This window comes from Streptomyces sp. NPDC044064 (genome assembly GCF_056434245.1).
The window spans coordinates 353,870-378,937 of record NZ_JBWKFN010000005.1; the positions used below are offsets into that span (position 1 = coordinate 353,870).

At 72.8% G+C, this 25,068-nt stretch carries 20 protein-coding genes; 5 read left to right on the forward strand and 15 right to left on the reverse strand.

Features of this window, described 5'->3' with window-relative positions:
• Nucleotides 1–36 precede the first annotated feature (36 nt).
• The 3 genes from AC07DS_RS11435 to AC07DS_RS11445 form a co-directional block, all read right to left on the reverse strand.
• Nucleotides 37–2,112, reverse strand: a complete 2,076-nt coding sequence (locus AC07DS_RS11435; protein ID WP_479144212.1) for a tetratricopeptide repeat protein — start codon at nucleotides 2,110–2,112, stop codon at nucleotides 37–39.
• A gap of 163 nt (nucleotides 2,113–2,275) precedes the next feature.
• Entirely contained in the window at nucleotides 2,276–2,902 is a 627-nt protein-coding gene (locus AC07DS_RS11440) for an NUDIX domain-containing protein (RefSeq protein WP_479144213.1), read from the reverse strand.
• 99 nt (nucleotides 2,903–3,001) lie between these two features.
• Nucleotides 3,002–4,651: a CTP synthase gene (locus tag AC07DS_RS11445; protein ID WP_479144214.1), complete on the reverse strand. Its 1,650-nt coding sequence runs from the start codon at nucleotides 4,649–4,651 to the stop codon at nucleotides 3,002–3,004.
• A 528-nt stretch (nucleotides 4,652–5,179) separates the two neighbouring features.
• Here AC07DS_RS11445 and AC07DS_RS11450 point away from each other — a divergent pair.
• The 3 genes from AC07DS_RS11450 (at nucleotide 5,180) to AC07DS_RS11460 (ending at nucleotide 10,167) form a co-directional block, all read left to right on the forward strand.
• Entirely contained in the window at nucleotides 5,180–6,982 is a 1,803-nt protein-coding gene (locus tag AC07DS_RS11450) for a glycoside hydrolase family 15 protein (protein WP_479144237.1), read from the forward strand.
• A 67-nt stretch (nucleotides 6,983–7,049) separates the two neighbouring features.
• Nucleotides 7,050–8,432: an FAD-binding protein gene (locus tag AC07DS_RS11455; RefSeq protein ID WP_479144215.1), complete on the forward strand. Its 1,383-nt coding sequence runs from the start codon at nucleotides 7,050–7,052 to the stop codon at nucleotides 8,430–8,432.
• 49 nt (nucleotides 8,433–8,481) lie between these two features.
• Nucleotides 8,482–10,167, forward strand: coding sequence for a PucR family transcriptional regulator (locus AC07DS_RS11460; protein WP_479144216.1), 1,686 nt, complete (start codon nucleotides 8,482–8,484; stop codon nucleotides 10,165–10,167).
• Here AC07DS_RS11460 and AC07DS_RS11465 read toward each other — a convergent pair.
• The 7 genes from AC07DS_RS11465 to AC07DS_RS11495 all read right to left on the reverse strand — a co-directional run bounded on the left by AC07DS_RS11465 (nucleotide 10,164) and on the right by AC07DS_RS11495 (nucleotide 18,058).
• Complete coding sequence (locus AC07DS_RS11465) at nucleotides 10,164–11,300, reverse strand: glycosyltransferase family 4 protein (protein WP_479144217.1); 1,137 nt, start codon at nucleotides 11,298–11,300, stop codon at nucleotides 10,164–10,166. The genes AC07DS_RS11460 and AC07DS_RS11465 overlap by 4 nt on opposite strands.
• 331 nt (nucleotides 11,301–11,631) lie before the next feature.
• The gene (locus AC07DS_RS11470; RefSeq protein ID WP_479144218.1) at nucleotides 11,632–12,387 is read right to left on the reverse strand and encodes a hypothetical protein; all 756 of its coding nucleotides are present in this window, start codon (nucleotides 12,385–12,387) and stop codon (nucleotides 11,632–11,634) included.
• Between the two features lie 10 nt (nucleotides 12,388–12,397).
• Entirely contained in the window at nucleotides 12,398–14,116 is a 1,719-nt protein-coding gene (gene recN / locus AC07DS_RS11475) for a DNA repair protein RecN (protein ID WP_479144238.1), read from the reverse strand.
• 134 nt (nucleotides 14,117–14,250) lie between these two features.
• Nucleotides 14,251–15,813 carry a S53 family peptidase gene (locus AC07DS_RS11480; RefSeq protein ID WP_479144219.1) on the reverse strand — a complete coding sequence of 521 codons (1,563 nt, stop codon included), beginning with the start codon at nucleotides 15,811–15,813 and terminating at the stop codon, nucleotides 14,251–14,253.
• Nucleotides 15,814–15,978: 165 nt separating this feature from the next.
• A complete protein-coding gene (locus tag AC07DS_RS11485) occupies nucleotides 15,979–16,881 on the reverse strand; it encodes an NAD kinase (RefSeq protein WP_145882649.1) in 903 nt (300 codons plus the stop codon).
• Nucleotides 16,878–17,693 (reverse strand): TlyA family RNA methyltransferase, encoded by an 816-nt coding sequence (locus AC07DS_RS11490; RefSeq protein WP_479144220.1) that lies wholly within the window; start codon nucleotides 17,691–17,693, stop codon nucleotides 16,878–16,880. Before AC07DS_RS11490 ends, AC07DS_RS11485 begins: the two co-directional genes overlap by 4 nt.
• A gap of 56 nt (nucleotides 17,694–17,749) precedes the next feature.
• The gene (locus AC07DS_RS11495) at nucleotides 17,750–18,058 is read right to left on the reverse strand and encodes a hypothetical protein (protein ID WP_479144221.1); all 309 of its coding nucleotides are present in this window, start codon (nucleotides 18,056–18,058) and stop codon (nucleotides 17,750–17,752) included.
• A gap of 42 nt (nucleotides 18,059–18,100) precedes the next feature.
• Here AC07DS_RS11495 and AC07DS_RS11500 point away from each other — a divergent pair, with 42 nt between their 5' ends.
• Complete coding sequence (locus AC07DS_RS11500; protein ID WP_479144222.1) at nucleotides 18,101–18,448, forward strand: SCP2 sterol-binding domain-containing protein; 348 nt, start codon at nucleotides 18,101–18,103, stop codon at nucleotides 18,446–18,448.
• Here AC07DS_RS11500 and AC07DS_RS11505 read toward each other — a convergent pair.
• The 4 genes from AC07DS_RS11505 to AC07DS_RS11520 all read right to left on the reverse strand — a co-directional run bounded on the left by AC07DS_RS11505 (nucleotide 18,432) and on the right by AC07DS_RS11520 (nucleotide 22,479).
• The gene (locus AC07DS_RS11505; RefSeq protein ID WP_479144223.1) at nucleotides 18,432–19,244 is read right to left on the reverse strand and encodes an ABC transporter ATP-binding protein; all 813 of its coding nucleotides are present in this window, start codon (nucleotides 19,242–19,244) and stop codon (nucleotides 18,432–18,434) included. The genes AC07DS_RS11500 and AC07DS_RS11505 overlap by 17 nt on opposite strands.
• 59 nt (nucleotides 19,245–19,303) lie before the next feature.
• Nucleotides 19,304–20,341, reverse strand: coding sequence for a FecCD family ABC transporter permease (locus tag AC07DS_RS11510; RefSeq protein ID WP_479144224.1), 1,038 nt, complete (start codon nucleotides 20,339–20,341; stop codon nucleotides 19,304–19,306).
• Nucleotides 20,338–21,381, reverse strand: a complete 1,044-nt coding sequence (locus AC07DS_RS11515) for a FecCD family ABC transporter permease (RefSeq protein ID WP_479144225.1) — start codon at nucleotides 21,379–21,381, stop codon at nucleotides 20,338–20,340. The genes AC07DS_RS11510 and AC07DS_RS11515 overlap by 4 nt, the downstream gene beginning before the upstream one ends.
• Nucleotides 21,382–21,450: 69 nt before the next feature.
• Nucleotides 21,451–22,479 (reverse strand): HAD-IIA family hydrolase, encoded by a 1,029-nt coding sequence (locus AC07DS_RS11520; RefSeq protein ID WP_479144226.1) that lies wholly within the window; start codon nucleotides 22,477–22,479, stop codon nucleotides 21,451–21,453.
• Between the two features lie 73 nt (nucleotides 22,480–22,552).
• Here AC07DS_RS11520 and AC07DS_RS11525 point away from each other — a divergent pair, with 73 nt between their 5' ends.
• Nucleotides 22,553–23,836 carry a DUF1015 family protein gene (locus AC07DS_RS11525; RefSeq protein WP_479144227.1) on the forward strand — a complete coding sequence of 428 codons (1,284 nt, stop codon included), beginning with the start codon at nucleotides 22,553–22,555 and terminating at the stop codon, nucleotides 23,834–23,836.
• Nucleotides 23,837–23,910: 74 nt separating this feature from the next.
• Here the strand turns inward: AC07DS_RS11525 and AC07DS_RS11530 are convergent, their stop codons facing one another.
• On the reverse strand, nucleotides 23,911–24,726 hold the full coding sequence (locus AC07DS_RS11530; protein ID WP_479144239.1) for a tetratricopeptide repeat protein: 816 nt from the start codon (nucleotides 24,724–24,726) through the stop codon (nucleotides 23,911–23,913).
• Nucleotides 24,727–25,068: the final 342 nt, after the last annotated feature.

A 25,068-nucleotide genomic window follows, 5' to 3' on the forward strand; every position in this document is an offset into this window, starting at 1 on the left:
AATGAAGGTGTTCTGAGTGTCTAGCCTTTCATTGCATCAATCTTCGTTGGATGCACTACGGATTTCGCAGGCGTTAGCGCCCTCTTCCGAGCCGGAGTCCTCCTCCGGGTGCTCCTCGTTCAGCATGCGCTCTGCCGTCGCGCGGTGCAGGCGGGCGGCCGTGGGGTCGCCGAGTCGCTCCAGGGTGTCGGCCAGCCTGAGCTGCAGCGCGGCCTGCAACCGGACCTCGTCGGCGCGCCGCGCCCACTCCACCGCCTCCTGGCAGGTGCGCAGCGACTCCTCGGGCCGCCCGGCGTACTCCTGGACCCGGGCCAGCTCGCTCAACGCCCGGGCGTGAGCGGCGACATCACCGTCCTTGCGGTACCCGGAGACGGCCGCCCGCCAGTTCCTGAGCGCCTCGCCGTAGCGGCCCGCGTAGGTGTGGGCGGTGGCGATCCGGCCGTACAGCCGGGCGGCCTCGGTGCGCTCGCCCCGGGCCAGCCGCTCGGCCAGGGCCCGGCCGAACCAGTCGGCGGCCCGGTCGTAGTCCCCGAGCTCCTGGTACGCGCCGCCTACGGATTCCATCGCGCGGCGGGTCGCGTACGGGTCGTTCGCCTCGCGCCCGGCGTCCAGAGCGGCCCGGTAGCGGGCCAGCGCGTCCCGGGTGCGGCCGGTCTGCGCGTCCAGATCGCCCAGGTTCAGCAGGGCCGCGGCCCGCTCCCGGTGCAGCCCGCGCCGCTCGGCGACATCCAGGACCAGGCCGTGGACCCCGTACAGATCGGGCGCGGCCGCCTGCGTGCCGAAGTGCGCCGCCATGGCTCTGACCAGCTGGGACATCAGCCGGCGGGCGAGGGTGTCCAGCTCGCCGTCGGCCACGGCCACCCGGACGGCGGCCAGCAGGGCGGGCCGGCGCACGCGCAGCCAGTCCTCGGCCGCCCGGGGGGTGGGGAAGCGCAGCGCCTTGGGCATCTCCTGCAGCTTCTCCCGGGCCTGCGGGCTGTCCGTCTCGGTGATGGCCCGGCACGACTGCAGCAGCCGTACGGTCCGCTCCAGCATGCGGGCCCGGGCCAGCTGCAGCTCCGCCGGGCGCTCCTGGCTCTCGGCGAAGGAGCGCAGCAGCGGGTGCAGACAGCCGGGGATGTCGTACTCGGGCAGCGGGGAGTCCACCGCGCGCACCAGGCCGAGCAGGACGAACTCGTCCAGGGCGGCGCGCGCGGCGCCCACCGAGCAGCCGGCCAGCGCCGAGGCGGTGTGCGGGTCGATCAGCCCGGCCGGCGCCAGTGAGAGCAGTCGCAGTATCCGGGCCGCCGGGCCCGCCAGCTGGTCGTGGACGAGCCGGAAGACACGGGCCAGCGGGGTGCTGTCGGCGCCCTCGGCACCCGGGGCGGCGTCGGTGTGCATCCGCTTGGCCAGGTCGGAGACGGCCGCCTGGGGCCGGGAGGCGAGCCAGCCGCCGGCCAGGGTGAGCGCGGCCGGGTGGCCCTGGCACGCCTCGGCCAGGCTCTCGGCGGAGCGCGGGTCGACGGTGATGCGGACCGAGCCGGTGTAGCGGGTGAGGAGTTCCACCGCTGACTTGGTGTCGAGGCCGCCCAGGGTGCAGGGGCGGACGTCCGCGATGCCGGTGAGCGGACCGCCGGAGACGGCGACCACCAGGCAGTCCGGGGCGTCCGGCAGCAACGCGTCGACCTGCTCGGCCCCGGCCGCGTCGTCCAGCAGGAGCAGCATGCGCCGCCCGGCGAGGGCCGCGCGCAGCTCCTCGGTCAGGTCGTCCTCGGCGGCCCCGGCGGGTGCCTGCACCTCCAGTACGGCGAGCAGCTCGCGGGCGATGCGCTCGATCGGTACGGGGGTGCCGTCGGGCTCGCTGAGCCTGGCCCGCAGCACTCCGTCGGGGTAACGCTCGGCGACCTTTCGCACGAGCTCCTCGGCGAGGGCGGTCCGGCCGGAGCCGGGGCGGCCCGCGATGAGGAGCACGCGCGCGCGGGGTGCCTTGCGGCCGGAGAGGGTGTCCAGGCCCGCGCGCTCGATGTCGGCACGCAGTCCCTTCAACTCCCGTGTGCGGCCCAGGAAATGGTCCGCCGCGGCCGGGTGCGCGGACAGCCGCCCGCCGCCTGTGTCCACCGCCTGATCCGTCACGGGCCACGCTCCCGTCCCACCGCACGCGCAAGCCCGCCGGATCTTCCGGTACGGGCGTTTTCCAGAGCCTAGTTCACGCTCTGCGACGTTCCGGGAAGAGCACGGCGGGCACGTCGCCCGATCGGATCAGGCGATCGTCACACCAATGCGCTGACGGGTGGGTTCAGGACTCGAAAGGGCGCGCGGGCCACGGCGCGTCGGCCGGGCGCAGCGCGTCCAGTCCCTCCCCGCCGCGGGCCGCCACCAGGGAGAGGACGCCGACGACGAGGCAGTTGTTGTGCACGTCACCGGCGAGCACCAGGCGCACCAGCTCGTCGACCGGCACGCGCGCGTACTCCATGTCGGTCTCCTCGTGCTCCGTCTCGAAGCGCTCCCCCTCGGCCTCGGACAGATCGCGGGCGAGGAAGATCCGTACGGCCTCGTCACAACCGCCGGGGGTGGTGTACACGTCGGACAGCACCCGCCAGTCCTCGGCCTTGACGTGCGCCTCCTCGTACAGCTCGCGCTGCGCGGCGTGCAGCGGGTTCTCGCCGGGCACGTCGAGCAGGCCGGCCGGGATCTCCCACAGCTTGTGCCGCACCGGGTGGCGGTACTGGCGGATCAGCAGGACACGGTCCTCCTCGTCGAGGGCGAGGACGGCGACCGAGCCGGGGTGCACCTGGTAGTCGCGGCGGACCACGGAGCCGTCGGGCATGACCACGTCGTCCGTGCGGACGGAAGTCTTGTTGCCCCGGAAGGGGGTCTCCGTCGCCCGGATCTCCCACTCCTCGGGGGTGTCCTTGATCGTCATGCCCTGTCCTCCCACACGCTCTCAAAAAAACCCGGCAAAAGTGAAGCCGGGGTGCGCACCTTCGAAGGTATGCACCCCGGCCACCGTACAACTGGTGTGTTACTTGGAATTCTTCCGCTCGACGGCGGCCTTCACCAGGCCGGCGAAGAGCGGGTGCGGACGGGTCGGCCGCGAGCGCAGCTCGGGGTGCGCCTGCGTGGCGACCAGGTAGGGGTGGACGTCACGCGGGTACTCGACGTACTCGACGAGCTTGCCGTCCGGCGAGGTGCCCGAGAAGAGGATGCCGGCCTTCTTCTCCAGCTCCGCGCGGTAGGCGTTGTTCACCTCGTAGCGGTGACGGTGCCGCTCCTCGATGTACTCCTTGCCGTCGTACACCTCGCGCACGATGGAGCCCTCGGCCAGCTTCGCCGGGTACATGCCGAGCCGCATCGTGCCGCCCATGTCACCCTCACCGGCGACGATGTCCATCTGCTCGGCCATGGTGGAGATGACCGGGTGGCCGGTGGCCGGGTCGAACTCGGTGGAGTTGGCGTCCGGGATGTCGGCCAGGTTGCGGGCGGCCTCGATCACGATGCACTGCAGGCCGAGGCAGAGGCCGAGCAGCGGGATCTTGTTCTCGCGGGCGAAGCGGATGGCGCCGACCTTGCCGAGCACACCGCGGTCGCCGAAGCCGCCGGGGATGCAGATGCCGTCGACGTCGCCGAGCTGCGCCTTGGCCCCGGCCGGGGTCTTGCAGTCGTCCGAGGTGACCCACTTGATCTTGACGCGGGCCTTGTTGGCGAACCCGCCCGCGCGCAGCGCCTCGGTGACCGACAGGTAGGCGTCGGGCAGGTCGATGTACTTGCCGACCAGGGCGAGGGTGATCTCGTGGTCGGGGTTGTGGACGCGGTCGAGCAGGTCGTCCCAGGTCGTCCAGTCCACGTCCCGGAAGGGCAGGTCGAGCTTGCGCACGACGTAGGCGTCCAGGCCCTCGGTGTGCACGACCTTCGGGATGTCGTAGATCGAGCGGGCGTCGGGGCAGGCGACGACGGCGGCTTCGTCGACGTCGCACATCAGCGAGATCTTCCGCTTGATCGCGGTGGGGACCTCGCGGTCGCAGCGCAGCACGATCGCGTCGGGCTGGATACCGATGTTGCGCAGGGCGGCGACGGAGTGCTGGGTCGGCTTGGTCTTCAGCTCGCCGGAAGGGCCGATGTACGGCAGCAGCGAGATGTGGACGACGAAGACGTTGTCCCGGCCGACCTCGTGGCGGACCTGGCGGACGGTCTCCAGGAACGGCAGCGACTCGATGTCGCCGACCGTGCCGCCGACCTCGGTGATGACGACGTCCACCTCGTCGGTGGCCATGCGCCGGATCCGGTGCTTGATCTCGTTGGTGATGTGCGGGATGACCTGCACGGTGTCGCCCAGGTACTCGCCGCGCCGCTCCTTGGCGATCACCGTGGAGTAGACCTGACCTGTGGTGACGTTGGCGGAGCCGTCCAGGTCGCGGTCGAGGAAGCGCTCGTAGTGGCCGATGTCCAGGTCGGTCTCGGCGCCGTCGTTGGTGACGAACACCTCACCGTGCTGGAAGGGGTTCATCGTGCCCGGGTCGACGTTCAGGTACGGGTCGAGCTTCTGCATCACGACGCGCAGGCCACGGGCCTTGAGCAGCATGCCCAGGCTGGAGGCGGTGAGGCCCTTGCCGAGCGAGGAGGCGACACCCCCGGTGACGAAGATGTGCTTGGTCGTCGTAGATTTCGGCGGCATGGCCAAGAGGGGGCTCCCGTGGTCGCTGTCTGTGCTGTGCGGCTGCCACCCGGAGATTTCCGGGGGTGCCGTCGCTGCGGTTCGGGGGTTTGTCGCCCACCGGTCCACGGGCTACCAGCGTATCAGCGCCTGGACGGGATGGCTTCCGGCCACGCTCCGCGCTCCTACTGACACGTTACGGCGCCACGTGCGTATACACAGGTATGCAGTGGTCACATCGATATCACCCGCTGGTCACTCGTTCGGCCCACGCAGGTTGCCCGGAGCGGCGCGCAGATCATCTACGTGCGTCGTATCCTGCTCGGACACTCGCTGCCGAGCCCGGCCGGAACGACGGCACACCCCCGCCTGCATCACCCGGAACAACGAGAGCGCGGCAGTTCGTTGAGCAAAGACTGTCGTGTTGCCTCAGGGCTCGGCAGGCTGCTTTGCTTCACCGCTCAACGACGCACAACAACGACCCCTTGACCGCACTAGCGACAGCCCCCCTTGTGCGGGGGTGACGTGGCCGTTCGACTGGAGTTGCACGTGGCCGGGCGCATCGAAGACTACGCACTCATCGGAGACATGCAGACCGCGGCACTGGTCTGCCGGGACGGCACAGTCGACTGGCTGTGCCTGCCCCGCTTCGACTCGCATGCCATCTTCGCCGGCCTGCTGGGCACCGAGGAGCACGGCTTCTGGCGGCTCGGCCCGGCGCACGCGGCCGACGCGCAGCCCCCCACGGCCGCCCGGCGCAGCTACCGCGGCGACTCGCTGATCCTGGAGTCGGAGTGGGACACCCCGCGCGGCACCGTGCGCGTGACGGACTTCATGCCGCCGCGTGACGGCGCGCCGCAGCTGATCCGGATCGTGGAGGGCGTCACCGGCCGGGTGCCGATGCGCTCCGCGCTGCGGATGCGGTTCTCCTACGGCCGGGTGGTGCCCTGGGTGCACAGGCACGAGGGCCGGACGGTGGCGGTCGCCGGACCCGACTCGGTCTGGTTCGACACGCAGGCCGAGACCTACGGGAAGTCGTTGACCACCTACGCCGACTTCACGGTCGCCCCGGGTGACCGGATCGCGTTCACCATCTCGTGGCAGCCCTCGCACAAGGAGCCGCCGCCGCTGCCGGAGCCGGAGCAGGCGCTGGTGGCGACGGAGGACTTCTGGCGCGAGTGGGTCGAGCACTGCACGTACCACGGTCCGTACCGCGAGGCGGTGGTCCGCTCGCTGATCACCCTGAAGGCACTGACGTACGCCCCGACGGGTGGCATCGTCGCGGCCCCCACCACCTCGCTGCCCGAGGACATCGGCGGCGTCCGCAACTGGGACTACCGCTACACCTGGCTGCGGGACGCGGCGATCACCCTGTCCTCGCTGCTGCGCACGGGCTACCGCGAGGAGGCCCGTGCCTGGCGCGAGTGGCTGCTGCGCGCGGTCGCGGGCGACCCGGAGAACCTGCAGATCATGTACGGCATCGCGGGCGAGCGCGAGCTGGGCGAGGCCGAGCTGGACTGGCTGCCGGGCTACGAGGCCTCCGCCCCGGTCCGGGTCGGCAACGGCGCGGCGCACCAGCTCCAGCTGGACGTGTACGGCGAGGTCACCGAGGCCCTGCACCTGGCGCACATGACGGGTCTGGCCCGCAACGACTACGCCTCCCTGCTCCAGCTGAAGCTGATCCGCTATCTGGAGGACCACTGGCAGGAGCCGGACGAGGGCATCTGGGAGGTGCGCGGCCCGCGCCGGCACTTCGTGCACTCGAAGGTGATGGCCTGGGTGGCGGTGGACCGCACCATCAAGCTGATCGAGTCCGGTGACGCGGACGGCCCGCTGGAGCGCTGGAAGGAACTGCGCGACGACATCCACCGGGACGTGTGCGAGAAGGGCTACGACCAGGAGCGCAACACGTTCACCCAGTCCTACGGCTCCAAGGAGCTGGACGCCTCGCTGCTGCTGATTCCGCAGATGGGCTTCCTGCCGCCGGACGACAAGCGGGTGATCGGCACCATCGAGGCGATCCAGCGGGAGCTTTCCACCACGGACGGGTTCATCCTGCGCTACCCGACGGAGGGCGAGAGCGAGGGAGTCGACGGCCTTCCGGGCGACGAGGGCGCCTTCCTGGCCTGCTCCTTCTGGATGGCGGACGACCTCGCGATGATCGGCCGGGTGGACGAGGCCCGCAAGCTGTTCGAGAAGCTCCTCGCGCTGCGCAACGACCTCGGTCTGCTCGCCGAGGAGTGGGACCCGCGGCTGCAGCGCCAGGTCGGCAACTTCCCGCAGGCCTTCAGCCACGTGCCGCTGATCGACACCGCGCTGCGGCTGACGGCCTCCGGGGCGTACGGCGGCTGAGCGCGACCGGGTGACCGGGCCTGCCTAGGCTGGAAGCGAACTACCCCCGGTGCGGAAGGGGGCGGCCATGGCTTCCCTCTCGAAGGCGGGCGCGGCCCTCGCCGCGCTGCGCGAGGATCTGGCCGGTGAGGTGTTCGCCCCGGGGAACGCGGGCTACGACGAGGCGCGTGCCGTCTTCAACGGGATGATCGACAAGCGTCCGGCCGTGATCGCGCAGTGCGCGGACGCGGCCGACGTGGTCCGGGCGGTGCGCTTCGGACGGGATCTCGACCTGCCGATCGCGGTGCGCGGGGGCGGGCACGGCGTGGCCGGTACGGCCCTGGGCGACGGCGCGCTCGTGGTGGACCTGCGCCGGATGCACCGGGTGACCGTGGATCCGGCGAGCGAGGCGGTCCGCATCGAGGGCGGCGCCACGATGAGCCGGCTGGACCGGGCCGCCCAGCCGTACGGCCTCGCGACCACCGGCGGCCGGATCTCGTCCACGGGCGTCGGCGGGTTCGTGCTGGGCGGCGGCACCGGCTGGCTGGACCGCGCCTTCGGCCTGGCCGTCGACAACCTCATCGCGGTGGAACTGGTGACCGCCGACGCCGAGCAGGTGCACGCCAACGCCGACGAGAACCCCGAGTTGTTCTGGGCCCTGCACGGCGGCGGCGGCAACTTCGGCGTCGCCACCGCGCTCACCCTGGAGCTGCACGAGCTGCCCGAGTTCGCCGTCGCCCTGCTGCTGTACCTGCCGGAGGCCGGCCCGGACGCGGTCCGCACCTTCCGGGAGGTCCTCGGCGGCGCCCCCGACGAGCTGGGCGGCGCGGTGCTGTACCTCACCGGCCCGTCCGCCGAGTTCGTACCGGAGCACCTGGCCGGGCGGCTCGTGTGCGCCGCGCTTCTGACGTACGCCGGCGGCGCGGAGGACCTGCGCAAGCTGGCCGAGCCGCTGCTGGCGCTGCCGCACGAGTCGCAGCTGGTCACCGCGGTGCCCTACGTGGACCTGCAGTCCATGCTGGACGTTCCGCCGGGCCTGCGGAACCACTGGTCGGCCGAGTGTCTGACGGGTCTGCCCGACGAGCTGGTGGACGTCTACTGCACCCGGGCCGCGGACATGCCCGTGCCGACCCGCACCCAGCACATCGTCTTCCCGCAGGGCGGTGCGATCGCCGCCGGCCCGCACGAGTACCCGGTGCCGTACCGGGACGCGCCCTGGACCGTGCACCCGTTCGCCGTCTGGGCGGACCCGGCCGACGACGAGCGGGCCTTCGCCTGGGTGCGGGACGTGCGCGCGGGTGTCCGGCCGTGGAGCACGGGCGATGTGTACCTGAACCTCATCGGCGAGGAGGGCGCCGAGCGGGTTCGCGCGGGCCTCGGCGCCGGGAACCTGCTGCGGCTGGAGAAGGTGAAGCGGGTGTACGACCCGGACAACGTGTTCCGCTTCAACCACAACATCCGTCCGGTGTAGCCGGCTCCCGAGCTGTCGTCCGGGCGTTTGCGCAGGTAGCGTCCGCTCCATGGACAGCGGTACGGAGAGCAGATTCGCCACTCAGGGCGCCGGGATCACCGTTCAACGGGCGCTGGAGCTGCCGGGACTGCGCAGTGGGCTCCCGGAGATCCTGGCGGGCGCCGACCGGCTCGGGCGCACGGTCCGCTGGGTGCACGCGGGCGAGGTGCCGAACATCGCCTCGCTGCTCAAGGGCGGCGAGCTGCTGCTGACCACGGGATACGGCCTCGGGACCCGCCCGGCCGAGCAGCGCGCGTTCGTACGCACGCTCGCCGAGCGCGGGATCGCCGCGCTGGTGGTGGAGCTGGGCCCGCGCTTCACCCGGCTGCCCGCCGCCCTGGTGGACACCGCCCGCAGCGCGGGGCTGCCGCTGGTCCAGCTGCACCGTGAGGTGCCGTTCGTGACCGTCACCGAGGAGATCCACACCGAGATCGTCAACGGCCACTACGCACTGCTGCAGCGCGCGGAGGAGGTGCACCGGCGGTGTACCGAGGCGCTGTTGGGCGGTGGCGGGGTGCCGCAGGTGCTGGGCATCCTGGCCGACTTCAGCGCCAACCCGGTGTTCCTGGAGACGGTGGACGGCCGGCTGCTGTACGCCGCCGGGTCCGGCCCCGAGGGCGCGGATCCGCTGCAGGTGTGGGAGGGGCTGCGGGGTCCGCACAAGGACGCGCCGCCGCCCGCCGGTTCGGTGCTCGTGGACGTGCCCGGCGGCGGACCGGGAGCAGGGCCGGGGTCGGTACGGGCCCGGCTGGTGCTGCTGCCGGTGCGCTCGCCGCTGGCCCCGGTGCACCGGATCGCCGCCGAGCGGGCCGCGGGCATCCTGGCCGTGGTGCTGATGCAGGCCCGGCAGGAGGAGGAGCTGGCGGCGCGCGGTCGCGGCGACTTCCTGACCGACCTCGCCGAGGGCCGTATCGCCGCCGAGGACGCCCCGGCACAGGCCCGGGTCCTCGGCTTCAAGCCGGGCAACAGCCCGCTGCTGCCCGTCGTGATGCGGGTCGGGGACTCCCTCTCCCCCGGTGGGGGTACCGCCCGCTCGAGCGGAGCCGAGAGTGGGGGAGGCTGGGCGGTGCTGGCGCGGGCGGTCGCCGAGGAGCTGGCCTCGGTGGGCGTGCCGGTGCTGCTGGGTGTGCGGCCGGTCGAGGGCCGGGTGCCGGTGCTGCTCGGGCTGCGCTCGGAGTCGGAGCGCTCCGCGGTCGCGGACCGGGTGGCGGCGGCGCTGCGGGCGGGCGTCGAACGGGCCGGCATGCAGCGGCCGGGCGCCCCGCCGCCGGTCGTGGTGGTCGGGGTTGCCGGTGGCTGGGCGGCCGCGTCGGCGGGCCTGCGGCACGCGGCGGAGACGGCGACGGCGGCGCAGGGCCTGACCGACCGCCCCTGGTACGACGCCCGCCGCCTGGACATCGACCTGCTGCTGTGGCGGCTGCGGGACCACCCGGACCTGGCGGCCTTCGTGGAGCGCGCGATCGGCCCGCTGCGCGACCACGACCACCGCTCCAAGCCACCGCTGCTGCCCACTCTGGAGACCTATCTGGCGCACGCGGGCCGCAAGGCGGAGACCGCCCGCGAGCTGCACCTCAACCGTCAGACCCTCTACAACCGGCTCGGCCGCATCGGGGAGTTGCTGGGCACCGACCTCGACGACCCGCAGACCGTACTGGCGTTGAGCCTCGCCCTGCGGGCCCGCCGGCATGTGCCCTAGGAGAGCGGCCTCGGCTGGGTCAACTCGTCGTAGACGCTGAGGACCTGGGCTACGGTCTCGTCCTCCGTCGGCCAGCCGGCCGCCTGCAGCGTGCCCCGTTCCCGCAGCAGCTCGCGCCGCTCCGGATCCGCGAGCAGCCGTACGACGGCGTCCGCGAGCGCCTCCGCGTCGCCGTACGGGACGAGCTCGGCGGCGTCGCCGACGAGGTCCGGAACACCGCCGACGCGCGTCGCGACGAGCGGCACGCGCGCGTGCAGCGCCTCCTGGGCGAGGACGGACCGGGACTCCCAACTACTGGTAAGCAGCGCGAGATCGGCGGCTGCGAGCAGCTCGGGCACGTCCTCGCGCCGTCCGACGAGCCGCACCGGCAGCTCCTCGTCCTCGATCCGCCGCTGCAGCACCGGCCGCAGCGGCCCTTCCCCCGCGACGACGACCAGCGGTACCGGGTCGAGGTCCCGCCAGGTGCGGGCCGCGTCCAGCAGGACCTCGTAGCCGCGCTCCCGGTCGAGGGAGCCGACCGCCATGAGCAACGGGCGTCCGGTGGCGCCGAGTTCGGCGCGGGTCTTGGGCCGCAGCCGGTCGGGGTCGTCGTGGTCGACCGGGCGGCGGCGCCCGGGCAGGCCCACGGCCGCGAGCCGGGCGTCCCGGGCGCCCGTCCGGCGCGCCCGGTCGACCAGGTCGGAGGTGGTGCCGAGCACCACGGCGGCCGTCCTGACCACGCGCCGCTCCAGCAGCCGCAGCAGATGCGCCCGCGCGCCCTCGGCCCGGGCCCGGTTGTGCCAGGTGACCACCAGCGGGGTGCGGCGCCCGCTGAGCGCGAGCACGGCACGGAAGGAGGCGTGCAGCCCGTGCGCGTGCACCAGATCGGCGTCGGCGCAGGCCGCCCGGAGCGCGGCCACGGAGCCCGGGTCGCTGCTGCGCGGTACGTGCACATGGTCGGCGCCGGCCCCGGTGAAGTCGTAGGCGTGATCGGCCTCGGCGGGGGCGCACACCGTGACCCGCACGCCCCGGGCGACGAGCCCCTCGGCCAGGGAGCGCACGTGCGCACTGCTGCCGGCGTTGCCTCCGCCCAGCACCTGCACGGTGCGCAGCGGCGACTGGCCGTGCGGTGCGTTGCTGCTCACGGGGCTCACGAGGCCGGTGCTCCTGACTCGGCGCGGGCGGTCACGAAGAAAAGTACTGAAGGAAGAAACGTACTGAAGGTATCGGGCGGAGAGGGGCGGAAGGACGTACCGCGCGCATCCCGCGCGGGCTGCGTTCGACCCGCCACCCGCGCCGCATTGCCCCGCCGCCCGCCCTGCGTTCCCTGCCAAGCATGCCAGGACGTACGGCCGTTCCGGGCACTCCGGGGAGGCGCACAGCGCGGCGGGCCGGAGCAGTGCGCCGGAGCACGTCACCCACACGGGTGAAGAGGACCCCGGCTCGGCAGTACGGCCGGTGTGGCCGTACGACAAGGTCAGAGGCTCACAGTGCGCGCACCCCGGCACTCACCCGGTCCCCGTACGCCGCGGCCGCCACCACAGCAACGGCGTGCGCGAGCAACCCCGCGCGCCGGTTGCACGCGACCACGGCGGCACCGAGCGCCGCCCCCAGGGCGTGCGCCCCGGCGTCACCGATCATCACGTGCTCCCCGAGGTCGTCGGGCAGCACGGCCGCGGCACCGCCCAGGGCAGCCGCGGTCAGCTCCCCGCCCGGCCCGCCGCGCAGCAGCCCCGGCGCTCCGAGCGCGAGCACCGCCCCGGCGGCCCGCCCCGGCCGTATGTCGACCAGGTTCACGCAGTGCGCGGCCCCGGCGATCACGACACCCGCCAGCACCTTGTCGAGGGGCCGCTCCTTCATCAGGGCGCCCGCCACCAGCCCGGCGGCGGAGATCCCGAACAACTTCACGGCCCCGCTGGTGACTTCTCCGTCCCGCAGCGCGCCCAGGTGTGCCCGGAACCCGCGCCGCGGATCCCCGGCCCCGGCGACGTCGTCGTAGGCCCCGCAGGCCCCGGCGGCCAGCACCGCGAGCCCGGCACCGGGGTGCACCCGGGCGGCGGCGACCGCCGTGCCGAGAGCCGAGGCGGGCCCGGCGTACAGCCCGACGGTCCGCCCCGCGTAGTTCTTCCGCTCCCAGCGCTCGCGCCCGCCGGGCGGCGCGGCACGCAGGAGCGCCTGGCCGGCCCGGGTGAGCGCGGCGGCCAGCAGGAACGAGCGGGACCTTCGGGCGCGGTCGGTCATCCCGACAGCGTCACAGATCCGCTCGGGCCGTGGCCAGCAGCTCCTCCGCGTGCGCACGCGCCGTCTCCGAGTCCTCCTGGCCGGCCAGCATCCGGGACAGCTCGCGGACCCGCTCCTCACCCTCCAGGACCTTCACGCCGGAACGGGTGACCGAGCCGTCGTTGGTCTTCTCGACCAGCAGCTGGCGGTCGGCGAAGGCGGCCACCTGGGGCAGGTGGGTGACCACGACGACCTGTGCGGTCCTGGCGAGCTTCGCCAGGCGCCGCCCGATCTCCACCGCGGCCTTGCCGCCGACACCGGCGTCGACCTCGTCGAAGAGGTACGTCGGCACGGGGTCGGTCCCCGCGAACACGACCTCCACGGCCAGCATGACGCGGGACAGCTCACCGCCGGAGGCGCCCTTGGCGATGGGCCGGGGCGGCGCGCCCGGGTGCGGTGCGAGCAGCAGCTCGACCTCGTCCGCGCCCGCGGGCCCGTACCCGACCGTGCGGCCGTCGACCTCGACGCCCTCCGGGTCCTCGGCCTGCCGGATGTCGAAGGACACGCGGGCGTGGGGCATCGCCAGCGAGGCCAGCTCGGCGGTCACCGCGGCGGCGAACCGCTCGGCGGCCTCCGTCCGGGCGTCCGTCAGCGCCTGGGCCAGCCCGCCCAGTTCCGTGCGGAGCGCGTCCCGCTCGGCGGTCAGCTCGTCGGTCCGCTCGTCGTCGCCGTCCAGCTCGGTGAGCCGCGCCGCACTCTGCTCGGCCCAGGCGAGAACGGCGCCGATGTCGTCGCCGTACTTGCGCGTGAGGCCGTTCAGCGCGGCCCGGCGCTCCTCCACGGCGGCCAGCCGCAGCGGGTCGGCGTCCAGGTCGTCGGCGTACCCGGCCAGCTCACCGGCCACGTCGCCGAGCAGGATCCCGACCTCACCGATCCGGTCGGCGAGGGCGGCGAGCGCGGGATCGTGGGAGCGGACGGCCTCCAGGGCCCGGTGTGCGCCCGCGACGAGGGTCGAGGCGTCGATGCCCTCGGGATCCTCGGGATTGCCCGCCAGGGCGGCGTGCGCAACGGTGGCGGCGGACGACAGCGCCTCGGCGTGCCCGAGCCGCTCCGCCTCCTCGGCCAGCTCCACGTCCTCCCCGGCACGCGGCTCCACGGCCGCGATCTCCTCCAGCCCGTACCGGAGCATGTCGGCTTCCTGGGCGCGCTCACGCGCGCGCGTGACGATCTCCTCCAGCTCGGCGGAGACCGCCCGCAGCCGCCGGTAGGCCTCGGTGTACTTGGCCAGCGGAACAGCGACGCCGTCGCCCGCGTACCGGTCCAGGGCCTGCCGCTGCCGCGACAGCTTCAGCAGCCCCTGCTGGTCCGTCTGCCCGTGCACGGCCACCAGGTCGTCGGCCAGCTCGGCGAGCAGTCCCACGGGCACGCTCCGCCCGCCCAGGTGCGCCCGCGAGCGCCCCTCGGCGGAAACGGTACGGCTGATCAGCAGGGCACCGTCGTCCAGCTCGGCCCCGGCCTCCTCGGCGCGTACGACGGCGGCGGCGTCCGTGGGGACGGTGATCCGCCCCTCCACGACCGCCTTGCCGGCCCCGATCCGCACGAGCGCCGGGTCGGCCCGCCCGCCGAGCAGCAGCCCGAGGCTGGTGACCACCATGGTCTTGCCCGCACCCGTCTCACCGGTGACGGCGGTGAACCCCGGCGACAGCTCGACGACAGCGTCGTCGATGACCCCGAGCGACCGTATCCGCATCTCCTCCAACACGGAGAAGACCTTACGAGGTCCCGGGGCCGGAGTGCGACGGGCCCCGGCCCCGTTCCGTGAAGGTGCAGGTGACGAATGCGGATCGGTGCCGCATTGTCACCCGGGCGAGTGCGGTGCTCTGCCTACAGACCCTTTTCCAGGGCCATGCCGTCGGGTACGCCCCAGCCCGTGACGGCGTCGTACCCGGGCTTGACCGGGTAACCGACCGCGGGCGGGTGCGAGGCGTTGTCGTGGCCCTCGGCGATGTCACGGCAGGCGGCCTGGCCGAGCGGCACGCCGTTGTTGCCGCTTCGGTAGAGCAGCGGAGTGAGGAAGCGCTGCTGCTTCTGCTGCGGCAGCAGCGCGTTGACGCGCGCGTACAGGGCGGCCCACAGCGGGGCGGAGGCGCTGGTGCCGCCGTTGGGCTCCGGCTCGCCGAAGAGCGTCAGGTCGTAGAACGGGGGGCCGGCGAGCGCCGCGACGTCCGGCACGACCCGCCCCTTGATCGCACCCGGGTTCAGCGAGTCGACGTTGATCTGCTGCTGATAGGCCGGACGCTCGAACTTGGTCGAGACGCCGCCGCCGCTCGAGCCGCTGCCGGGCTTGCCCCGGACCCGGCGCCCCGGCGCCACCCACCAGGAGACCTCCGTGCCGGACGCGTCGATCATGGTCCCGCCGACACTCAGCACGAAGGGACTGCTGCTCGGGAAGTCGACATGTGCCCGGCCGTCCATGACCTGGTCACCCGCGCCGTCGTCGCCGGAGGAGACACAGACCGTGATGCCCCGGTCCGCCGCGCCCTCGAGACGCTTGTTGATCTGGTCGAGCGCGGTGCCCGACCAGTTGGGGTCGTCCTCCGCGAGGCCCCAGCTCACCGACAGCGTCACCGGCTGCTGCGCGATGACCCGGTCGAGCACCTCGATCCAGCCCCGCTGGTCGAACTCCGCGAAGTAGACCGAGATCTCGGCCGCCGGGCAGAGGGCGGCGATGATCTGCACGTCCATCATCACTTCGCCCGCCGCCTCGAGCGCGAACTTCTGCTCCGCGGGCGGCAGCTGCCGGGCCTCCTGCAGCGACCTCGGCGGGTCGAAGTCCACGGGCACCACCTCGACCCGCGGAACCGGCCGGTTCTGGGCGGCACAGAAGGCCCTCAGATCATCGTCGAAGTAGCAGCCGCCGAACTCGGCGATCGCGATCTTCTGCCCGGCCCCGTCACCCGTGGGGAAGTTGTACAGCAACTCGAGGTCTTCCGGTGTGAACGACCCCTGGAAGCCCGAGCCCCCGGCGACCAGGCGCCGGGCCACCTGACGCTGGTCCAGTCCGAAGACGCCGGTCACGATGCCCTCGAGCTCGGCCGGGATCTTCAGTTCGCCCTCGCGGCCGCGGAACTCGCCCTGCTCCGCGCTGTGGTAGATACCGAGGTCCGCCTTGAAGGCGGCGTTCATGGCAGCCGCGGAACCGCTCGCCACGATGCTGCCCGGCTCGAGCCGCTCCTCGTCGACGGTGAGGCCGTACCGTTCGAGTGCGGCCTTGGTCTTCGCGGCGTCCTGGCGTCGTCCCTCCGGGACCTGGCCGGCGGGGGCCACCTTGCCGCGCAGGGTGACGGTCACCGTCACCGGGTCGTGCGCGTCGGCGTCTCTCAGCCGGGTCGCGTCGGCCTTGGCCGGGCGGGTGCTCCCGGCCAGCGCCACATGCTGTTCGCTCATCGTCGTCTCCTTGATGGCGGCATGCCGCTAGCCGGGCCTACCGCCTCGGGCTGAACTGTTCATGGGCAGATATAACCGGACATTGCCGGGAAAATATGCCAAGAGCGTTCGAGCCACCCGGACAGGGCATCGCCTGCCCGGGACGGAGTACGCGTGGACGAGCGCCTAGTGCGCCCCCCGCCACCCATGGGTCGGCAGCGCGAACTTGGCCACGAGCCGATCGGTGAACGAAGCATGATGCAACCGGGCGAGCCGGACCGGCACAGCCCCCCGCCGGACCTCCACCCGTGCCCCGGGGGGCAGCTCGATGGTCCGCCGGCCGTCGCACCACAGCACCCCGGGCGGAATGTGCGGCAGCACCTCCACGGCGAGCACCGAATCCGGCGAAGTGACCAGCGGCTTGGCGAACAGCGCATGGGCACTGATCGGCACCATCAGCAGCGCCTCCACCTCGGGCCACACCACCGGCCCCCCGGCGGAGAACGCGTACGCCGTGGACCCGGTCGGCGTCGACAGCACGATCCCGTCACACCCGAAGGCAGTGACCGGCCGCCCGTCGATCTCGAGCACGACCTCGAGCATCTTCTCGGCGCCGGCCTTCTGCACGGCCGCCTCGTTCAGCGCCCAGTCCGTGTGCACGATGTCCCCGTTGCGGTGCACGACGACATCGACGGTCATCCGCTCCTCGACCTCGTACGACCGCGCGACGACCCGGTCGACCACCCGGTCCAGGTCGTCCCGCTCGGCCTCCGCGAGGAACCCCACCCGTCCGAGGTTGACCCCGAGCATCGGCACCCCGGACGCCCGGGCGAACTCGGCGCCGCGCAGCAACGTGCCGTCGCCGCCGAGCACTATCAGCAGCTCACAGCCGTCGAGGCACTGCGGTGTCGCCTCCTTGACCAGCTCCACCTCTTCGGGCAGCGGCAGGTCGCGCGCCTCCTCCTCCAGCACCCGCACCCCGATGCCCTGCCCCAGCAGTCCCTTGACCACGAGTTCCGCACTGCGGATCGCCGCGGGACGCCCGGTGTGGGCGAGCAGGAAAACAGTACGCGCTCGGTTCTGTGTCAACGCGGCCCCTCCGCCACTGCACGGTCAACGTCGGCCGGGTCCAGTTCGGGGGCACCGGACCGCAGCCAGAGAAAGTACTCGACATTGCCCGAGGGACCGGGCAGCGGACTGGCGGTGACTGCACGCACCCCGAGCCCCAGCTCCCAGGCCTTCTCGGCCACCCCCCGCACGGCCTCCGCCCGCAGCTGCGGACTCCGTACGACACCCCCGCTGCCGAGCCGCTCCTTCCCCACCTCGAACTGCGGCTTGACCATCATCACCAGGTCGGCGTCCGGCTTCACGCACCGCTTCAGGGCGGGCAGCACCAGCCCCAGCGGGATGAAGGACAGATCACCCACGACAAGATCCACAGGTTCCCCATCGATCGCATCGAGCGTCAACTCGCGTACGTTCGTACGGTCCTTGACGGTGACGCGTTCATCGCTCTGGAGAGACCACGCGAGTTGGCCGTATCCGACGTCCACGGCGACCACGTGCGCGGCGCCCGCGCGCAGCAGGACGTCGGTGAAGCCTCCGGTGGACGCGCCGGCGTCCAGCGCGCGCCGCCCCTCGACCACGAGCCCCTGCGGTACGAAGGCCTCCAGGGCGCCCGCGAGCTTGTGCCCGCCGCGCGAGACGTAGTCGGGATCGCCGTCGTCGGACTGGACCACGATCGCCGCCGCGGTCTCCACCTGCGTGGCCGGCTTGGTCGCCACGGTCTTGCCGACGGTGACCCGCCCGGCGGCGATCAGCTGGCTGGCGTGCTCGCGCGAGCGCGCGAGCTTCCGGCGGACCAGCTCCGCGTCCAGACGGCGGCGTGCGACTCCTGCCACGTTCGGTTCAGCTCCTGCTCTGATACGACGATCCGAAAGATGTGACCCGAAGGGTCTCATCGAGGGGCGGCGGTCGGGTGACGGGCGGGAACCGGAGGTCCCGGGCGGGCGTCGAGCGCGGTGAGCGCGTCGCGCAGCCCCCGATGTACATCCTCGTACACCTCGAGATGTCCGTCGGTGGCGAGGTGGTCGGTGTCACCCAGCCGCTCGAGCTGGGCGTCGACCTCGGCGTCGCCGGTCGGGGTGCGGGGGACGTCCAGGGGTGCGGGGGCGGCGGGGTCGTACTCGGGTTCGACATCGGCCACGGCCTCCGCCCCGGCCATGAACTCGGTGCCGACCTCGGCCTCTGACACGGACTCGTTCATGCCCAGACGCTACCCCGAACCGCTGGGGTACCGTCGTGCGCGATGGCCACGATCGAGGAGTGCCGCGCCGCACTGGGAAAGCTCTCGGACAACATGCAGGGCTCCGAGGGCGACGTTCGCGCGGCCGCCGCCCTGGACCGCTCCGTGAGCTGCCACATCACCGACCTGGACGTCACCTTCGCCGGCCGGCTCACCGGCGGCCGGATCGAGGTGGACGAGACGCACCCCGGGCCACCGCGGGAGAAGGCACAGATCAGGCTCGCCATGGCCGGCGACGACCTGGTGGCCCTGGTGAACGGCGAGCTGAACTTCGCCACGGCCTGGGGCTCGGGCCGGGTGCGGCTGGAGGCGAACCTGCTGGACCTGTTCCGGCTCAGGAAGCTGCTGTGACCCGCGCCGTGCGCGCCTTCCTGGCGGCCGGAACCACCAGCGGGGTTCCGGTCTCGGGGTCTTCGATGATCTGGCAGCGCAGCCCGAAGACCTCCTCGACCAGCTCGGCCGTCACGATGTCGTTCGGGGCGCCCTCGGCGATCACCCGGCCGCCGCTCAGGGCGATGAGGTGGGTGGCGTACCGGGCGGCGTGGTTGAGGTCGTGCAGGACGGCGACCAGGGTGCGGCCCTGGGTCTCGTGCAGCTCCGCGCACAGGTCGAGGACGTCGATCTGGTGCTGGATGTCCAGATAGGTGGTCGGCTCGTCCAGGAGCAGCAGCGGGGTCTGCTGGGCGAGCGCCATGGCGATCCACACGCGCTGGCGCTGGCCGCCGGACAGCTCGTCCACGTACCGGTCGGCGAGTTCGGCGACGCCCGTGCGGGCCATGGACTCCTGGACGACCCGCTCGTCCTCGGCCGACCACTGCCGCAGGATGCCCTGGTGCGGGTAGCGGCCGCGGCCGACGAGGTCGGCGACGGTGATCCCGTCCGGCGCGACGGACGACTGCGGCAGCAGGCCGAGGGTCCGGGCGACCTTCTTGGCGGGCATCGACTGGATGACCTGCCCGTCGAGCAGCACCCGGCCCCGGCTCGGCCTGAGCATCCGCGACAGCGCCCGCAGCAGCGTCGACTTGCCGCACGCGTTCGGGCCGACGATCACCGTGAAGGAGTTGTCGGGGATCTCCACCGACAGCTGTTCGGCGATGACGCGCTGGTCGTAGGCGAGCGTGACGTTCTCGGCGGACAGGCGGTTCACAGTGCTCCTTCGGGTGTTCTTGATCGCTGAGCCGCTCGTGTCCGGCTGTCCCGAGCCGCTCATATCCGGCCCGCCCTGCGCTCGGTGACCAGCAGCCACAGCAGGTAGACGCCGCCGAGGACCCCGGTGATCACGCCTACCGGCAGCTGGTCGGCGCCGAAGGCGCGCTGCGAGGCCCAGTCGGCGGTGACCAGGAGGGCGGCGCCCATGCACAGGGACGGCAGCAGGTTGGGGCCGGGAGACCGGGTCAGGCGACGGGCGAGCTGGGGTGCGGTGAGGGCCACGAAACCGACCGGGCCGGCCGCGGCGGTGGCGGTCGCGGTGAGCAGGACGGCGGCCACCATCAGCAGCGCCCGTACGCGCTCGACGCGCACGCCGAGGGCGTTCGAGACGTCGTCGCCCATCTCCATCATCCTGAGGCCGCGCGCGTTGGCGAGGACGAGCGGCACGAGTACGGCACACAGCCCGAGCAGCGGCCAGACCTGGTCCCAGTCGCGGCCGCCCAGCGACCCCGTCATCCATACGACGGCACGGGCGGCGTCGACGATGTCGGACACGGTGAGCAGATAGCCGTTGATCGCCGTGACGATCGCGGAGACACCGATTCCGACCAGGACCAGCCGATAACCGTGCACGCCCTGCTTCCAGGCGAGCAGATAGATGGCGACCCCGGTCACCAGTCCGCCGACGAGCGCGCCCACGGTGACCTGGGCCGCGCTCCCGGAGAACAGCACGATCATCACGAGCGCCCCGGCGGTCGCCCCCTGTCCGAGGCCGAGCACGTCCGGGCTGCCCAGCGGATTGCGGGTGACGGCCTGGAACAGCGCCCCGCCGAGCCCGAGGGAGGCGCCGACCAGCAGCCCGACCAGGACCCGTGGCAGCCGCAGCTCGTTGACGATGAACTCCTGGCTGGCGTTGCCGTTGCCGAGCAGCGTCCTGACCACGTCGCTCGCCGGGATCGGGAAGTCGCCGGTGCCGATCAGCACGACGCTCGCGGCGAGCGCGGCGAGCAGCAGCAGGGCGACGACGGTGGCGGCCCGCACGTCCAGCCGCAGCGAGAGCCCGCCCGGCGTCCTGATGACACGGTTGGTCTTCACAGCTGGGCCGTCCTCCGCCGTCGTACGAGAAAGATGAAGACCGGGCCGCCGATGACCGCGGTGACGATGCCGACCTGGAGCTCCGAGGGGCGGGCCACGACCCGTCCGACGACGTCGGCACCGAGCAGCAGCACGGGTGACAGGACCGTCGAGTACGGCAGGATCCAGCGCAGGTCGGGGCCGGTGAAGGAGCGCACGACGTGCGGGACCATCAGGCCGACGAAGACGATCGGACCGCAGGCCGCGGTCGCGGCGCCGCAGAGCACGGTGGCGGCGAGCATGGCCAGTGTCCGGGTGCGGGCCAGGTTGGCGCCGAGGGCACGCGCGGTGTCGTCGCCCATCGCCACGGCGTTCAGCGGGCGGGCCAGGGCGAGCGCGAGGAGCGTGCCGGCCGCGAGGAACGGCAGCACCTGCACGATGGTCGAGTCGGTCGCCGAGGCCAGCGAACCCACCGTCCAGAAACGCATCCTGCCCAGCGCCGCGTCATCCGTGATCATCACGGCCTGGAGATAGCCGTACAACGCGGCGCTGATCGCCGTGCCGGCCAGCGCAAGCCGTACCGGTGTGGCGCCCCGGCTGCCGCCGAGGAACCACACCAGCGCGCCGACCGCCGCCGCCCCGCCGAAGGCGAACCACACATAGCCGGTGAGGCTGGTGACGCCGAAGTAGGTGATGGCCGTGACGACGGCGGCGGACGCACCGGCGTTGATGCCGAGCAGTCCCGGGTCGGCCAGCGGATTGCGGGTGAGCGCCTGCAGCACCGCCCCGGAGAGGCCGAGCGCGGCACCGGCCAGCAGACCGAGGACCGTACGCGAGAGCCGCTCGTCGACGACGACGTCGCCGTACGTCCCCGTGTCGTGGAACAGGCCGTGCCAGACCTGGTCCGGCGTCAGCGCTTTCGCCCCGATCGCGATGCTCGCCAGGGCGGCGAGCATCAGGATCGCGACTGCCAGGAGGAGCCCAAGGGCCCGCACCGCCCGGCGGGTTGGGGGCGCGGGGGCGGTCTCCGCGCGCTGTTCCGGAGGACTGTCGACCAACACGAGGTTAGGTTAGCCTACCCTCGCACACGATCTCGATCCCGAGGTCTCGATCCCGGGATCGACGCGCGGTCAGAGCCCGAGCCGCGCCAGCGCCTTCCCTCCGTCCAGCTCGCAGGAGCCGTCCCCGGCGGCCGTCCAGGCCGCCGCGCACAGGGCCCGCAGTCCGTCCAGGGCATCGCCCTCGCCCGCCAGCTCCAGCTGGTCCGCCCCGGCGGTCGCCGTCCAGCCGCCACAGCGGAAACCGGCCCCGTCCTCGGTGACCTCCGGCTGGCCGGTGAGCAACCCGCGCAGATCGGCGTCCACATACGTCGGCCGGTGCTGCGGCGGCGCGGCGAGCAGCTGCGGGCCGTCCGTGACGCCGGTCAGCACCAGCAGCGAGTCCACTCCGCCGTTGAACGCGCCCTCGATGTCCGTGTCCAGCCGGTCCCCGACCACCAACGGCCGCTTCGCGCCCGTACGCAGGATCGTCTCCCGGTGCATCGGGGGCAGCGGCTTGCCCGCCACCTGGGGCTCCGCACCGGTCGCGATACGGACGACCTCCACGGCCGCCCCGTTGCCCGGCGCGATGCCCCGCCCGCTGGGAATCGTCAGGTCGGTGTTGGACGCGAACCACGGCACCCCGCGGGCCACGGCGTACGACGCCTCGGCGAACCGCCCCCACGTCAGCTCGGGGCCGCCGTACCCCTGCACCACCGCCGCCGGATCGTCGTCCGCCGACTCCACGGGCGTCAGACCGCGCTCGCGCAGCGCCACCCGCAGCCCCTCACCGCCGATCACCAGCACCCGCGACCCGGCCGGCACCTGCTCGCTGATCAGCCGCGCGACCGCCTGCGCCGAGGTGATGACGTCGTCCGCACCCGTCGGTATCCCCAGCTCCGTCAGGTGCTCCGCCACGGCATCCGGCGTGCGCAGCGCGTTGTTGGTGACATAGGCCAGATGCATGCCGCCCGCGCGGGCCTCGGCCAGCGAGTCGACGGCGTGCACGATCGCGCTCCCGCCCGCGTACACCACACCGTCCAGATCGAGCAGCGCCGTGTCGTACGCCTCGCTCAGGGGCTGCCCGCTGCCCTCGGGCCTCGTCGTGACGCCCTGGCTCATTCCACATCGCTCCTTGCTCGACGGTCTCTCCCCCGATCATCCCGCACACCACTGACACACGTACGATGCCGGGATGAACACTGCAGGTCACTCGGAAGCAACGGCGCACCGAGGCCTGGAACTCACCCCGTTCCGCGGCCTTCGATACGACCCCGACCGGGTCGGGAGCCTGGCCTCCGTCACCTCCCCGCCGTACGACGTCGTCATCCGCCCCGACGGCCTGCACTACCTCGAGGCCGCGGACCCGTACAACATCGTCCGTCTGATCCTCCCCCAGGCCGGCACGCCCAGTGCCCGCAACGAACAGGCGGCCGACACCCTGCGCCGCTGGCTCGCCGAGGGCGTCCTGACCGCCGACCCGGTCCCCGCTCTGTACGTGTACGAGCAGCGGGACGACAACGGCATGCTCCAGCGCGGCGTCATCGGCGCTCTACGCGTGTCAGAGCCCGTGGAGGGCGTGGTGCTGCCGCACGAGGACGTCATGCTCCCGGTGGTCGCCGACCGCGCGGCCCTGATGCGCGCCACCCGCGCCAACCTGGAACCCCTGCTGCTGACCTACCACGGCAACGGCGCGGCGGCCGAGGTCGTCGAGCGCACGGCGGAACAGCCCCCGCTGCTGGCCACGACCACCGAGGACGGCTTCCACCACAGCCTGTGGTCGGTCACCGACCCCGCCGACGTGGCCCGCATCCAGTCCGATCTGGCCCACCACCAGGCCCTCATCGCCGACGGCCACCACCGCTGGGCCACCTATCGGCTGCTGCGCGCCGAGCACCCCTCCCCCAGCCCCTGGGACCACGGCCTGGTGCTGCTGGTCGACACCGCCCGCTACCCGCTGCGCGTCCGCGCCATCCACCGCCTGCTGCACGGCCTGCCGGTCGCGGACGCGGTGGCGGCCCTGGAAGGCCTCTTCCGGGTACGACGCCTCGACGTGTCGCTGGCCGAGGCGCTGGGACGGCTGGCGGACGCGGCCTGCGCCGGCAACGCCTTCCTGCTGGCCGGCGACGGCGCCTTCCACCTCGTCGACCGCCCGGACCCGGACCTGCTGGCCCGCACGATCCCCGAGGACCGCCCGGCCGCCTGGCGCTCCCTGGACGCCACGGTCCTGCACGCCACGCTCCTCGACCACGTCTGGCACATCCCCGAGGACTCCCCGGCCCACATCGCCTACATCCACGACACGGCCGCCACGGTCGCCAAGGCGGAGCGCGACGGCGGTACGGCCGTCCTGCTGCACCCGGTCCACGAGGACGTCGTACGCGACCTGGCCCGCCAGGGCGTGACGATGCCCCGAAAGTCGACGTCGTTCGGCCCGAAGCCGGCGTCGGGGCTGGTGCTGCGGGCACTGGAGATCTGACAGATCCGACAGCGCGCATACGAAAGGGCGGGACCGGTCGGTCCCGCCCTTCGTCATGTCGTCACCCGCTCGGCTCAGTCCTTGTCGTCGTCCTGAGCGGCGGTGGCGTCGGCAGGGGCAGCGCTGTCATCGCGCCGGTCCTCGTTGCCACCCTCGTCCTCGTTGTTCTCGCTCCCGCTCTCGTTCTCGTTCTCGTTCTCGTTCTCGTTCTCGTCGAGGGCGTCGACGAACTCCACGCCGTCCAGCTCCGCGAGCCGGTCGGAGGCGTCCGTGCTGCCGTCCCGGTCCGCCTCGACAGCCTTGGCAAACCACTCGCGCGCCTCGTTCTCCCGGCCGGCGGCCAGCAGGGCGTCGGCGTAGGCGTAGCGCAGCCGCGCGGTCCACGGCTGGACGGAGTTGGAGGCCAGCTCCGGGCTCTGCAGGGTCACGATGGCCGCGTCCAGCTGACCCATGTCACGCCGGGCGCCCGCCGCGACGAGCCGCATCTCGACCTGCCCGGCCTTGTCCAGCTTGTGCACCTCGGGAGCGCCGGCCATGTCCAGCGCCTTCTCCGGCCGCCCGAGCCCACGCTCGCAGTCGGCCATCACGGGCCACAGCTCGACGCTGCCGGTCATGCGCCGTGCGGCGCGGAACTCGGCCAGAGCCTCGCTGTACTTCTGGTTGGCGTACGCCGCGAACCCGGCGGCCTCACGTACGGCGGCCACACGGGAAGCCAGACGCAGGGCCACCTTGGAGTAGCCGTAGGCGCGCTCGGGCTCCTCGTCGATGAGCCGCGCGACCATCACCAGGTTCTTGGCGACGTCCTCCGCGAGCGTCTTGGGCAGGCTCTGCAGCTCCTGCCGGACGTCCTTGTCGATCTCGTCTCCGGTGACGTCCTCCGGGAACGGCAGCCGCTTGATCGGCTCACGGTCCCGGTCGCGCTCGTCGCGGAAGCGGCTGCCGCCACGCCGGTCGTCACGACGGTCACCGCGGTCGCCGTAGCCACCGCCGCGGCTGTCGTCGCGGCGGTCGTCACGCCCGCGGAAGCCGCCCGGCCGACCACCGCGGTCGTCACGGCGGGGCCCACGGCCGCCTCGGTCGTCCCGGCCACGGAAGCCACCGCGCTCGCCGCGGTCGCGGTCGTCACGACGGTCATCGCGGCGGTCGTCACGGCGGAAGCCGCCGCGGTCGCCGTAGGCGCCGCCACGGTTGTCGTCGCGCCGGTCGTCACGGCGGTAGGCGGGACGGTCGTC

What these genes read in the sequence shown, in the direction of transcription:
- AC07DS_RS11440 (WP_479144213.1), bottom strand. Translation starts at nt 2,902, where the DNA reads ATGACGATCAAGGACACCCCCGAGGAGTGGGAGATCCGGGCGACGGAG.
- AC07DS_RS11445 (WP_479144214.1), bottom strand. Translation starts at nt 4,651, where the DNA reads ATGCCGCCGAAATCTACGACGACCAAGCACATCTTCGTCACCGGGGGT.
- AC07DS_RS11455 (WP_479144215.1), top strand. Translation starts at nt 7,050, where the DNA reads ATGGCTTCCCTCTCGAAGGCGGGCGCGGCCCTCGCCGCGCTGCGCGAG.
- AC07DS_RS11460 (WP_479144216.1), top strand. Translation starts at nt 8,482, where the DNA reads ATGGACAGCGGTACGGAGAGCAGATTCGCCACTCAGGGCGCCGGGATC.
- AC07DS_RS11470 (WP_479144218.1), bottom strand. Translation starts at nt 12,387, where the DNA reads ATGACCGACCGCGCCCGAAGGTCCCGCTCGTTCCTGCTGGCCGCCGCG.
- recN (WP_479144238.1), bottom strand. Translation starts at nt 14,116, where the DNA reads ATGCGGATACGGTCGCTCGGGGTCATCGACGACGCTGTCGTCGAGCTG.
- AC07DS_RS11480 (WP_479144219.1), bottom strand. Translation starts at nt 15,813, where the DNA reads ATGAGCGAACAGCATGTGGCGCTGGCCGGGAGCACCCGCCCGGCCAAG.
- AC07DS_RS11495 (WP_479144221.1), bottom strand. Translation starts at nt 18,058, where the DNA reads ATGAACGAGTCCGTGTCAGAGGCCGAGGTCGGCACCGAGTTCATGGCC.
- AC07DS_RS11500 (WP_479144222.1), top strand. Translation starts at nt 18,101, where the DNA reads ATGGCCACGATCGAGGAGTGCCGCGCCGCACTGGGAAAGCTCTCGGAC.
- AC07DS_RS11520 (WP_479144226.1), bottom strand. Translation starts at nt 22,479, where the DNA reads ATGAGCCAGGGCGTCACGACGAGGCCCGAGGGCAGCGGGCAGCCCCTG.
- AC07DS_RS11525 (WP_479144227.1), top strand. Translation starts at nt 22,553, where the DNA reads ATGAACACTGCAGGTCACTCGGAAGCAACGGCGCACCGAGGCCTGGAA.